The sequence below is a fragment of the Novosphingobium profundi genome (assembly GCF_018491765.1).
Taxonomy (GTDB): Bacteria; Pseudomonadota; Alphaproteobacteria; order Sphingomonadales; family Sphingomonadaceae; genus Novosphingobium; species Novosphingobium profundi.
The window spans coordinates 245,153-256,396 of sequence record NZ_JABWCU010000008.1 but is presented as its reverse complement, the minus strand read 5'-3'; the positions used below and the strand labels follow the sequence as shown (position 1 = coordinate 256,396).

The 11,244-nt window shown below is 66.8% G+C and carries 10 protein-coding genes; 3 read left to right on the top strand and 7 right to left on the bottom strand.

The features are described 5' to 3' along the window. Positions 1-163 precede the first annotated feature (163 nt). From HT136_RS11050 to HT136_RS11040, 3 genes are read right to left on the bottom strand one after another with little or no spacing between them, the layout of a single operon-like run. The gene (locus HT136_RS11050) at positions 164-655 is read right to left on the bottom strand and encodes an endonuclease domain-containing protein (RefSeq protein WP_214199813.1); all 492 of its coding nucleotides are present in this window, start codon (positions 653-655) and stop codon (positions 164-166) included. Beyond that, entirely contained in the window at positions 655-2,157 is a 1,503-nt protein-coding gene (sufB, locus tag HT136_RS11045) for a Fe-S cluster assembly protein SufB (RefSeq protein ID WP_214199812.1), read from the bottom strand. The genes HT136_RS11050 and sufB overlap by 1 nt, the downstream gene beginning before the upstream one ends. Continuing rightward, positions 2,158-2,565 (bottom strand): SUF system Fe-S cluster assembly regulator, encoded by a 408-nt coding sequence (locus tag HT136_RS11040; protein ID WP_214199811.1) that lies wholly within the window; start codon positions 2,563-2,565, stop codon positions 2,158-2,160. It abuts the gene before it with no gap. Positions 2,566-2,973: 408 nt separating this feature from the next. Here HT136_RS11040 and HT136_RS11035 point away from each other — a divergent pair, with 408 nt between their 5' ends. The 3 genes from HT136_RS11035 to HT136_RS11025 all read left to right on the top strand — a co-directional run bounded on the left by HT136_RS11035 (position 2,974) and on the right by HT136_RS11025 (position 7,908). Then, positions 2,974-4,029 carry a quinone-dependent dihydroorotate dehydrogenase gene (locus HT136_RS11035; RefSeq protein ID WP_214199810.1) on the top strand — a complete coding sequence of 352 codons (1,056 nt, stop codon included), beginning with the start codon at positions 2,974-2,976 and terminating at the stop codon, positions 4,027-4,029. Between the two features lie 11 nt (positions 4,030-4,040). Continuing rightward, entirely contained in the window at positions 4,041-5,849 is a 1,809-nt protein-coding gene (gene ggt / locus HT136_RS11030) for a gamma-glutamyltransferase (protein WP_214199809.1), read from the top strand. Between the two features lie 253 nt (positions 5,850-6,102). Beyond that, positions 6,103-7,908 (top strand): AMP-dependent synthetase/ligase, encoded by a 1,806-nt coding sequence (locus HT136_RS11025; protein WP_214199852.1) that lies wholly within the window; start codon positions 6,103-6,105, stop codon positions 7,906-7,908. A 78-nt stretch (positions 7,909-7,986) separates the two neighbouring features. Here the strand turns inward: HT136_RS11025 and HT136_RS11020 are convergent, their stop codons facing one another. The 4 genes from HT136_RS11020 to HT136_RS11005 all read right to left on the bottom strand — a co-directional run bounded on the left by HT136_RS11020 (position 7,987) and on the right by HT136_RS11005 (position 11,159). Continuing rightward, entirely contained in the window at positions 7,987-9,099 is a 1,113-nt protein-coding gene (locus tag HT136_RS11020) for a class I SAM-dependent methyltransferase (protein WP_214199808.1), read from the bottom strand. Positions 9,100-9,104: 5 nt separating this feature from the next. Next, a complete protein-coding gene (locus HT136_RS11015) occupies positions 9,105-9,413 on the bottom strand; it encodes a hypothetical protein (protein ID WP_214199807.1) in 309 nt (102 codons plus the stop codon). Positions 9,414-9,672: 259 nt separating this feature from the next. Next, positions 9,673-10,200 carry a hypothetical protein gene (locus HT136_RS11010; protein ID WP_214199806.1) on the bottom strand — a complete coding sequence of 176 codons (528 nt, stop codon included), beginning with the start codon at positions 10,198-10,200 and terminating at the stop codon, positions 9,673-9,675. Between the two features lie 143 nt (positions 10,201-10,343). Further along, a complete protein-coding gene (locus HT136_RS11005) occupies positions 10,344-11,159 on the bottom strand; it encodes a bifunctional sulfur carrier protein/thiazole synthase protein (protein WP_214199805.1) in 816 nt (271 codons plus the stop codon). Positions 11,160-11,244 lie beyond the last annotated feature (85 nt).

Sequence of the window (11,244 nt, the reverse complement as noted above, 5' to 3'; positions counted from 1 at the left end):
ATTCATGTCGTTTTCGTCCCGGCGAAGGCCAATCTTGGCCAGAACGGCATTGATTTTCGCGCGCTCCCCGCAGGAGTGCGCCAGTTCGTATTCTTCGAGCAGTCCAGCTTCGACGAGACGTTCGTTGACCGTCATCCCTTCGAAGCCGTGCCCGGCCACGGCCTCAGCCTTCAGCGCCGGTGTCGTCGAACCGGGGCATCGGGACCCCGCGCCGCGCCGCGCGCTTGTCGAAGGGCTTGTTGACCTCGGCGGTGATCGCCTGGACCACACCGGCGGTGTCGCCCAGCACGTCGGCCTCGGCGAAGCGCAGGAGGCGCACGCCGACCTGGATCAGCTTGCCGTCCTGAAGCGTCGCCACTTCGGCGTTGGCGCCTTCGGGCGTGATCTGCACTGCGATCCAGCGCGCCGGGCAGGCAAAGTCGACGATCGCCGAGCCGACGATGGCCTGGCGGATGAACTTGACCCCGCCCAGCTTCGAGCCGCGCAGTTCCTCCCACAGGAGCGCCTGCGCCTCGCTGGGATGGTGGCGCTGCTCGCGGGCGCGCTCCTTGAGCTTCTCATAGCGCGCGCCGGTCAGCACGAAGCCCTGGCGGGCATCGCCCCGGATGCCGGTATCGGCGCGGCTCACACCCAAAGTCTTGCGTTCTGCGGTCATCAACCGACACTCCCTTCCAGCGAAATGCCGAGCAGCTTCTGCGCCTCGACCGCGAATTCCATGGGCAATTGCTGGAGCACTTCCTTGGCAAAGCCGTTGACGATGAGGCCGACCGCCGCCTCGGTGTCGAGCCCGCGCTGCTGCGCGTAGAACAGCTGGTCGTCGCTGATCTTCGAGGTGGTCGCCTCGTGCTCGATCTGGGCGCTGGGGTTGCGCACCTCGATGTAGGGGACGGTGTGCGCGCCGCACTCCTTGCCCAGCAGCAGCGAATCGCACTGGGTGAAGTTGCGCACGTTCTCGGCATTCGCACCCACGCGCACGAGGCCGCGGTAGGTGTTGTTCGACTTGCCCGCCGAGATGCCCTTGGAGATGATCGTCGAGCGCGATCCCGCGCCGTTGTGGATCATCTTGGTGCCGGTGTCGGCCTGCTGATAGTTGTTGGTGACCGCGACCGAGTAGAACTCGCCGACCGAATCCTTGCCGTTGAGGACGCAGGACGGGTATTTCCAGGTGATCGCCGAGCCGGTCTCGACCTGGGTCCAGGAGACCTTCGAGCGGTCCCCCTGGCACAGCGCGCGCTTGGTCACGAAGTTGTAGATGCCGCCCTTGCCCTCGGCGTTGCCGGGGTACCAGTTCTGGACGGTCGAATACTTGATTTCGGCGTCTTCCAGCGCAACCAGTTCGACCACGGCGGCATGGAGCTGGTTTTCGTCGCGCTGCGGCGCGGTGCAGCCCTCGAGGTACGAGACATAGGCGCCCTTGTCGGCCACGATCAGCGTGCGCTCGAACTGGCCGGTGTTCTCGGCGTTGATGCGAAAATAGGTCGAGAGCTCCATCGGGCAGCGCACGCCCTCGGGCACGTAGACGAACGTGCCGTCGGAAAAGACCGCGCAGTTGAGCGCGGCAAAGTAGTTGTCCTGGACCGGAACGACCTTGCCCAGCCACTTCTTGACCAGCTCGGGGTATTCGCGGATCGCCTCGGAGATCGAGCGAAAGATCACGCCCGCGCTCTCCAGCTCCTTGCGGAAGGTGGTGGCGACCGAAACCGAATCGAAGACCGCATCGACCGCGACCTTGCGCGCGCCCTCGACGCCGGCGAGCACCTTCTGCTCTTCGAGCGGAATGCCCAGCTTCTCGTAGACGCGCAGGATTTCCGGATCGACCTCGTCAAGACTCGCGAGCGCCTCCTTCTTCTTGGGCGCGGCCCAATAATAGGCTTCCTGGTAGTCGATCGGCGGCACGTCGAGCTTGGCCCAGTCGGGCGGGGTCATCTCGAGCCAGCGGCGATAGGCCTTGAGACGCCATTCGAGCATCCACTCCGGCTCGTCCTTCTTGGCCGAAATGAAGCGCACGGTATCCTCGGACAGGCCCTTGGGGCCGTATTCCTGCTCGATGTCCGACGACCAGCCGTGCTCGTATTCGGCGACGCGCGCAGCTGCCTCGCGCGCGGCCTGATCGCGCTCCGGGGCCTCCGGAGTAAGAGGGGCGGATCCTTGTGTCATTTATGCTTCCTCGACGAACTGGGTGAGGGGCACCTGTGCCAATGCCCCGCGCAGGGCCGCATTCACCTGCGGCCAGTGGGGGCGCACCGTGCATTGCCCCTCCAGCGTGCAGTCATGCTTGCCCTCTTCGATGCAGGCGGTGAGCGCGATCGGCCCTTCCACTGCCTCGACGATGTCGGCGATCGTGATCGCAGCCGGCGGACGGGCCAGCTTGAGCCCCCCGCCAGCGCCACGCGACGAGCGCATCAGCCCCGCCGCGGTCAGTTTGCTCACCAGCTTCTGCACCGTGGGTGCCGGAAGTCCGGTCTCCTCGGCCAGTTGCCCCGCATTCACGCGCACGCCGCCGCAATGCCGCGCGGCGGCGGACATGATGACGACGGCGTAGTCGGCCATGCTGGAAAGGCGCATAAGCGGAAGCTTCTCGAAACCCTGTGGTCAAACTGGATCAAATCTTTCCGATTTAACTAGCGCATGCGGGCGCGCGTTTCAAGGCGGGCCCGGCGCGCCGTCCGGGGGGGCAGGAATGCAAAACCTGCACGTGGCATGACCCAAAACGGCGCGCAGCGTTCTAAAAAGGTGGGAATGGCGCGAAAAAAGGGCGGCTAGGCGCTAGCCGCGCCAAGCCGCCCTAAGGTATAAAGAACTCGAGCGCATCCCGCTACGAGCCCTTCGGGTCGCAGGGGTTGTGTAAGCTGACGATCCGTTCAGGAATTGTAGATTTGCGACACGCTGATGCGTTCGCAGTTGCGTCAAAGACGCTTTTTTGCTGACAATTGTTGTTAGACGAAAGATTTGTGGCCTTCCTGCAACGCAGCTATGAGCGCTAACGTTATGTACGCACTCCTAACCAAGGCCTTGTTCCGACTCGACCCCGAATCGGCGCATGGAATGGCCCTTCGCAGCCTTCCCCTGCTCGCCGCGCTGACCCCGGCCCGCGCAAATCCCACGCTCGCCACCGAGGTCGCGGGAATCGCCTTTCCCAATCCCGTGGGCATGGCCGCCGGCTTCGACAAGGACGGCGAAGTTCCCGACGCGCTGCTCAAGGTGGGCTTCGGCTTTGCCGAGGCAGGATCGATCACCCCGCTTCCCCAGGCCGGCAATCCGAAGCCGCGCCTGTTCCGGCTCGTCGAGGACCGCGCGGTGATCAACCGCATGGGCTTCAACAACGGCGGCGGCGAAGCGGCGCGCGGGCGCTTCGCGGCGCGCCTGGGACGCCCGGGCGTGCTCGGCATCAACATCGGCGCGAACAAGGATTCGGACGACCGCGTGGCCGACTACGCGGCGATGGCGCGCATGATGGCCCCGCTCGCGACCTACCTCGCGGTCAACATCTCCAGCCCGAACACCCCGGGCCTGCGCGCGCTGCAGGACGAATCGGCGCTGACCGGCCTGCTCGACGCGGTCAACGAAGCCAAGGCCCAGGCTTGTCCCGAGGGCGGCCCTCCGGTCTTCCTCAAGGTCGCCCCCGATCTCGAACCCGCCGACATCGACGCGATCGCGCGCATCGCCATCGAACGCAAACTGGGCGCACTGATCGTCTCGAACACCACGATCTCGCGTCCGCCGCTGAAATCGGCGCATGCGGGCGAGACCGGCGGGCTTTCGGGCGCGCCGCTGAAGGACCTCGCGCAGCAGCGCCTGCGCGACTTCCGCAAGGCGACCGGCGGCGCACTGCCGCTGGTGGGCGTGGGCGGCATTGCCACCGCCGAGGACGCTTGGGCGCGCATCCGCGCCGGCGCCAGCCTCGTCCAGGTCTACAGCGCAATGGTCTATGAAGGCCCCTACATTGCCCGTTCGATCTGCAAGGGACTGGAAAGGCTCATGAAGCGCGACGGGTTCACCACCATTGCCGAGGCGGTCGGAAGCGAATAGCCTCGGGCGCGATGTTCCGCAGTTCCCTGATCGGCCTTCGCGCCTCGCTCGCCCTTACCGCCACCACCGCCCTCGCCGCCTGCGCCGCGCCGGTCGCGACGATGCCCCCGCCCGGCGGCGGCATGGCGTCCTCCGCCCAGGCCCGCGACGCCACCGGCACCGGGCTCGTCAGCGCAGCCGACCCCCGCGCGGCCGCGGCAGGTATCGCAATCCTCAACCAGGGCGGCAGCTCGACCGACGCCGCGATCGCCACGATGCTCGCGCTCAACGTCGTCGAGCCGCAGAATTCGGGGATCGGCGGCGGCCTGTTCTGGCTGCGTCACGGCGCCGACGACCATTCGATCGCAACGATTGACGGACGCGAGACGGCGCCCGCCGCCGCCGACGGCAACTGGTTCGTGGGTCAGGACGGCAAGCCCCTGCCCCCGGCGCAGATCTACACCGGCGCGCTTAGTTCGGGCGTTCCGGGCGCGCTCGCCGCGATGGCACAGGCGCACAGACGCTGGGGCAAGCTGCCCTGGGCGGCGCTGTTCCAGCCCGCGATCGCGCTGGCACGCGACGGCTTCGTTGTCACCGATCGGCTGCATAACGGGCTCAAGCTCTACAGCCAGCACGTCACCGGATGGGCAAAGGACACTTATTTCCCGGGCGGCCAGCCGGTGGCGGTGGGAACGACGCTCAAGACTCCCGCGCTTGCCGAGACCTTCGAACGCCTCGCCAGCCAGGGCCCCGAGCCCTTCTACAAGGGCGACATCGCCAAGGACATCGTCGAGGCGCTGAATACGGCCAAGCCGCTCTCCTCGCCGATCACCACGGCCGACCTCGCCGCCTACCAGGCCAAGGAGCGTGCCGCCGTCTGCGACAGCTACCGCGGCTACAAGGTCTGCTCGATGGGCCCGCCCTCCTCGGGCGGCCTCACCGTGCTGATGATCCTCAAGCAACTCGAACGCTTCGACATGAAGGCGCTGGGCAAGGACAGCCCGGTCGCCTGGCACCTCCTCGCCGAATCCGAGCGCCTCGCCTATGCCGATCGCAACCTCTACATGGGCGATCCCGATTTCGTCGGCGTGCCGGTCAAGGGCCTGCTCGACCCCGCCTACCTCGCGCGGCGCTCGGCGCTGATCCAGCCCGACCGCACGATCGCCGTGATCGAGCCGGGCACGCCCGATGGCGCCCCCGAACGCCAGCGCGTCCCCTTCCGCGACGATCCGGGCACGAGCGACCTTGCCGTCGTCGACAAACAGGGCAACGTCAGCCAGGTCACCACCACGATCAACGGCTACTTCGGCTCGGGCATCTCCACGCACGGCTTCATGCTCAACAACGAACTGCCCGATTTCGACCCGGTGCCGAGCCAGGACGGCTATCTCGTCGCCAACCGCGTGGCCGGCGGCAAGCGCCCGCGCAGCTCGATGGCCCCCACCATCGTCTACAACCCCGATGGCACGGTCCGCCTCGCGGTCGGCGCGGCGGGCGGCGCGACGATCATCTGCCAGATCGCCAAGGCCATCGTCGGCGTGATCGACTGGGACCTCTCGGCACAGGACGCCATCGCGCTCGGGCTGATCTACGCGCCCGGCTCGAAGGTCGCGAGCCTCGAGGAGGGCACCGAACTCGCCGCCATGGTCCCCGCGCTCGAGAAGCTGGGCGAGAGCGTCAAGGTCGTGCCGCTCGGTCTCAAGGCCAACGCCGTGGAGAAGGTGGGCGGGCGCTGGATCGGGGCCGCCGATCCGCGCAGCGAGGGCGTGGGAATGGACACGCTGGGCAACGTCACCGTGATCAAGCGGCGCAAGAACAGCCTCAACGGCGCGCACGAGTAGTCTGGTGGTTCGCTTCTGACATGTGCCCACCCCTTCGGGGGGATGCAAATGTCAAAATCAATCCACTGGCCTAATCGGGACAATTCTGACAGGAGGCGCGGCGATCTTGCCGCAACCGTTTGCCGCGCCTAAACGTTCGGCAAACGAGCCTGCCCCTGGCCGGCGCGTCCGACCGGGGCCGCGACTCTGGACGGGAGCGGCCGGACCACACACCGGGTGAAACGCGAGGCGCACGAGAGGAATGTCCCAGGTCATGGATCTTGCCGAATTCGACAGGAGCGCGAACGTCGTGTCGCTGTTCCTCAAGCGCGCCGACGCGCTGGGCGAGACTCCCATGCTCTGGTCCAAGCACGATGGCGAATGGCGCGCGATCAGCTGGGCCGAAGTCGCCCGCCGTGTCTGCCTGATGGCCAGCGCGCTGCGGCGCATGGGGCTTGCCGACGGCGACCGCGTGCTGATCGTCTCGGAAAACCGGCCCGAATGGTGCATTTCGGACCTTGCGATCATGGCGGCCGGCTGCGTGACGGTGCCGACCTACACCACCAACACCACCCGCGATCACACCCATATCCTTGAAAATTCAGGCGCCTGCGCGGCAATCGTGTCGAGTGCGAAGCTGGCCAAGGCGCTGCTTCCCGCGATCGTGCAGACCGACTTGTGCAGCCACGTGATCGGCATGGACGAACTGCCCAGCCTGCAGGGCGGCAATTTCGACACCGCGCTCTTCGCCGACATGCTGACGGGCGATGCCCAGGCCGCGCGCGCAGAAGTCGAAGCGCGCCTCATCCACATCCAGCGCGATACGCTCGCCTGCATCATCTACACCAGCGGCACCGGCGGCGCGCCGCGCGGGGTGCGCCAGCATCACGGCATGCTGCTGACCAACGTCGCCGGCACGACCGCGGTCATCCTCGAGGACTTCCACCTCGACGTGCCCGAGAAGTTCCTCTCCTTCCTCCCGCTCAGCCACGCCTACGAGCACACCGCGGGGCAGATCTTCCCCGTGACGCTCGGCGGCCAGATCTACTACGCCGAGGGGCTCGAGAAGCTCGCCGCCAACATCGAGGAAGTGGGCCCGACCATCATGGTCGTGGTGCCGCGTCTCTTCGAAGTCCTGCGCACCAAGATCATGAAGCAGATCGAGAAGCAGGGCGGCGCGGCCAAGTGGCTGATGGAGCAGGCGATCGCGCTCGCCGCGCGCAAGGCGCAAGGCCGCACGCGGCTCACCGACGGGCCGCTCGACTTCCTGCTCGAACGCACCTTGCGCCCCAAGATTCGCGCGAAGTTCGGCGGGCACATGAAGGCGCTGGTCTCGGGCGGCGCGCCGCTCAACCCCGAGATCGGCCAGTTCTTCGACGCCATGGGCCTCACCCTCCTGCAAGGCTACGGCCAAACCGAAAGCGGCCCGGTGATCTCGGTCAACCGCCCGCGCGCGGGCATCAAGATGGACACCGTCGGCCCGCCCTTGCGCCACGCGGAGGTCAGGATCGCCGAGGACGGCGAGATTTGCGTGCGCGGCGAACTGGTCATGCACGGTTACTGGCAGAACGAGGCCGCCAGCCGCGCCGCGCTCCAGGACGGGTGGCTGCTCACCGGCGACATCGGCCACATCGACGACAAGGGCCGCATCTGCATCACCGACCGCAAGAAGGACATGATCGTCAACGACAAGGGCGACAACGTCTCGCCCCAGCGGATCGAATCGATGCTCACGCTTCAACCCGAGATTGCGCAGGCCATGGTCGCGGGCGACCGGCGACCCTATGTCGTGGGCCTGATCGTGCCCGATGCGGACTGGGCGCGCGAATGGGCGGCCGAACGGGGCCTCGCGGGCGATCTCGCCGCGCTCGAGCCGACCGCACCTTTTCGCGCCGCGCTGCGCGAGGCGATCGACCGGGTGAACCGCGAGCTCTCGGTCATCGAGAAAGTGCGCCAGTTTGCCTTCGCCGACGAGCCCTTCGCGATCGAGAACGAGGAAATGACCCCTAGCCTCAAGATCCGCCGCCACAAGCTCAAGGAGCGCTACGGCGAGCGACTCGACCGGCTCTACCGGAACTGACGCGAAAAAGCCGGACACGAAAAAGGGGCGACCTCCCATCGGGAAGGCGCCCCTTTTCGCGAATGGCCCAAGGCGGCCCTACTTGCGGCCCGAGGCGACGAACCAGGACAGGAAGACCCCCTTCGATTCGGTCCCGAAAGTGCTCGCCGAAAGATCGGGCCCGAAGACCGCGTCCTGGAAGCCGATCCTGCAATCCTCGAACCCGGCCTCGCGCAGCAAGGCGGCATAGTCCGCCGAAGTGGCCTCCTGCCAGGCAGGTTCGTTGTTGTAGTCGCGCTCGACCCCCGCGATTACCTGGCTCCACAAGTCGAGCGTCTCGTACTTGACCGGCACTTCGAGATGGACCGCGACGCCGCCCTTGCGCAGCAGGCGGTGGCTTTCGGCGATGATGCGGCGAATCGCCTCGGGCGAAGTCTCGTGCATGACCGCAGCGGTGAACACGAGATCGAAGCTCCCGTCCTCGAAGCGGGTGCGCTCGGCATCGTCCTGCACGAAATGAATGTCCGCGCCCAGGTGCGCCGCGCGGGCGTGGGCATAGCGCAGCACCGAGGCGCCGACGTCGACAGCATAGGATTGGGCCCCGGGATAGAGATTGGCCACCGGGATCACGCTCGAACCCACTCCGCAGCCCAGTTCGACAAGCTTTTCGGGCGCGAAATCGGGATAGCAGGTGGCAAGATGCGCCGCGACCGCCTTGCCGCGACCGTCGTTGAGGAAGCCGCCGTTGCGCCCGAGCATGTAGACCGCGCCGCCGCGATCCATCAGCGCGCCCTGACGCACGCCCTCGGTGTCCGAACCGTAGCCGCCGGGCATGAGGTGGACGTGCGAATCGGCGAGATAGGCGGGCACCGTGAAGTCGGGATCAAGGCTCAGCGAGCCCAGTTCACCCGCCTCGGCGGCCTTGGCGTCGAGCGCTCCGGCCTGGCGATCGACACAGTTCCACACCGAATCCCACAGCAGTTCCTGGGTCGTGCGGCGCAAGTTCGACCAGCCCAGGAACGCGGGCTCCGCGTGGAGCGCCTCGAACACCGCCTCGGCGCGCGAATTGTGCGAAAGGCCGGGATCGAGCTGCTCGGCGATCTGGCGCTCGTGGGGTTCGACTTCGGTGTAGAGCCAGGTCTGCAGATCGCGCACGAAGAGCTGTTCGGCGGTCTCGTCGTGGTTGGCACTGGCCAGCATGGGATGCGACATCGGTTTCAGGCTCCCTTGGTCGGGGTCGATTGGGCGGCGCGGCGGATCGCCGCCTCGCGGATCGGCCGGAAGACCTTGCCGATCATCCGCTGGCGCAACGCGCCGCGCGCCTTGGCGGCCTCCTCGTCGGGAACATAGGCCTCGACCGCGTCGGCGTCGAGCGTGCCCTGCGCCGCCAGCAGGCGTTCGAGCGTGTCGATACGCTCGCGCGCCATGGCCAGTTCGCTGGCCAACGCGGCAATCATGCCGAAAGTCTGGTCCTCGCTGTCGTCGAGCCCGGGCATCGCCCGCCGGCCTGCCGTCTGCGGTTTCATCGTCACGTCCTGCACCTCATGTTCCGGCGCGTCCGCGCAGCCGGTCTTCCATGATTGCAAGGATGCCACAATCGCACGGCGATGCGCACCGGACTTGGATCTATCCGAATGGCGACAATCACCGCCCGCAGCTCAGGGCCTCACGCAAGGCCCTGTCGCAAGAAGGCCGATCGCCCGGAGGTGATCGGCCCTTGGTGCCTTTTGGCGAGCGAGGGAACGGTGCGACCCGAAGTGACCCTCTCGATCGGTCGCAAGCGCGTCAGGCGGCTTCCAGCTCGATCCATTCGGGGTAGAAACCGGGTTCGCGGGTCGACCAGCCGGGCGCGGTGGCGGCCGCCTCGCTGATCGAGTGGAGCAGCGTCTTGCGCCGGTCGGGGCGGATCTGCGGGAGCGCCGCCGCACCGCAGAAGGCGCCCGGCAACCAGGGCCGCGCCCCGGCGCCCAAGAGACGCTCGTAAAGAAAGCGGAAGGCCGAGAAGCTGGTCAGGCTGCCCTGCGCGAGGTCGAACATGGCGAGCCGGATGAGCTTGCCCATGAACACGTCGAGATCGACCACCCCGTATTCATCGGGCTGCTGCGCGCGCAGCACCGGCAGGTCGCGGTACATCTCGTACTGGCAGCGGATCGAGGACTTCTCTTCCGCATTGCGCCCCCACAGCTTGAACGCATCCTGCCGGCCGAGACCGACATCGAGGCTGCGCCGGATGTAGCGCTGCTCCGAGGGCGTAAAGCTTGCGAATTCGCGAAGTTCGCTGATCGTGAGACTTGCCGTGCCTGCGTATTCCATGACCGTGTCCGTTTCTGTTTTCTAAGCTTTGGCCTTTCCTCTGCTGGACACAGTAAACCACGTTCCGGTTACCCGTGCGTTAAGTATGCAATCGTTTGAACACCTCACTGGCCGAAAGGATTAGGAAACGAATTTGTTAACCATCAAATCATGCCGGAAAGCGGGCTCGAAGGGTCGGCGTAACGACGTTTCGCCATGCGGCCGGAAAGATATGCGTGCCGTCCGGCCTCTACCGCGAGGCGCATCGCGAGCGCCATGCGGACCGGATTTTTCGCTTCGGCGATCGCGGTGTTCATCAGCACGCCGTCGCAACCCAGCTCCATCGCCACCGCCGCTTCGGACGCGGTGCCCACGCCCGCGTCGACCAGCACCGGCACCTTGGCCCCCTCGACGATGAGCCGCACCGTAACCTGGTTCTGGATGCCCAGCCCCGAACCGATCGGCGCGCCCAGCGGCATGACCGCGACCGCGCCCGCCTCTTCGAGCTGCTTGGCCGCGATCGGGTCGTCGACACAGTAGACCATCGGCAGGAAGCCTTCCTTGGCGAGGATCTCGGTGGCTTTCAGCGTCTCGCGCATGTCGGGGTAGAGCGTGCGCGCCTCGCCCAGCACTTCCAGCTTGACGAGATCCCAGCCGCCCGCCTCGCGCGCCAGGCGCAGCGTACGGATCGCGTCCTCGGCGGTGAAGCAGCCCGCGGTGTTGGGCAGATAGGTGATCTTTTTCGGGTCGATGTAGTCGGTCAGCATCGGCGCCTTGGGGTCCGAAACGTTGACCCGGCGCACCGCGACGGTGACGATCTCGGCCCCCGAAGCTTCGACCGCCGCCGCGTTCTGCTCGAAATCCTTGTACTTGCCCGTGCCCACGATGAGGCGCGAGGTGAACGTGCGCCCGGCGACCGTCCAGGTGTCGGCGGCGTCGGCAGGGGTGGTCGGGGCGGGAGCGGAGGCAGTGTCGGTCACGGTTCGCATCCTTTCAAGGGGGGCGAGAATCGAGGGAAAGTCGGCAATGGGGGGGAGGGGGGCGGGTCCGAACGAGGGACCCGGG

Excerpts from the sequence above, each read along its gene's own strand:
- HT136_RS11010 (WP_214199806.1), bottom strand. The coding sequence starts at position 10,200 with ATGGAATACGCAGGCACGGCAAGTCTCACGATCAGCGAACTTCGCGAA.
- HT136_RS11035 (WP_214199810.1), top strand. The coding sequence starts at position 2,974 with ATGAGCGCTAACGTTATGTACGCACTCCTAACCAAGGCCTTGTTCCGA.
- ggt (WP_214199809.1), top strand. The coding sequence starts at position 4,041 with ATGTTCCGCAGTTCCCTGATCGGCCTTCGCGCCTCGCTCGCCCTTACC.
- HT136_RS11020 (WP_214199808.1), bottom strand. The coding sequence starts at position 9,099 with ATGTCGCATCCCATGCTGGCCAGTGCCAACCACGACGAGACCGCCGAA.
- HT136_RS11015 (WP_214199807.1), bottom strand. The coding sequence starts at position 9,413 with ATGAAACCGCAGACGGCAGGCCGGCGGGCGATGCCCGGGCTCGACGAC.
- HT136_RS11040 (WP_214199811.1), bottom strand. The coding sequence starts at position 2,565 with ATGCGCCTTTCCAGCATGGCCGACTACGCCGTCGTCATCATGTCCGCC.
- HT136_RS11050 (WP_214199813.1), bottom strand. The coding sequence starts at position 655 with ATGACCGCAGAACGCAAGACTTTGGGTGTGAGCCGCGCCGATACCGGC.
- HT136_RS11025 (WP_214199852.1), top strand. The coding sequence starts at position 6,103 with ATGGATCTTGCCGAATTCGACAGGAGCGCGAACGTCGTGTCGCTGTTC.
- sufB (WP_214199812.1), bottom strand. The coding sequence starts at position 2,157 with ATGACACAAGGATCCGCCCCTCTTACTCCGGAGGCCCCGGAGCGCGAT.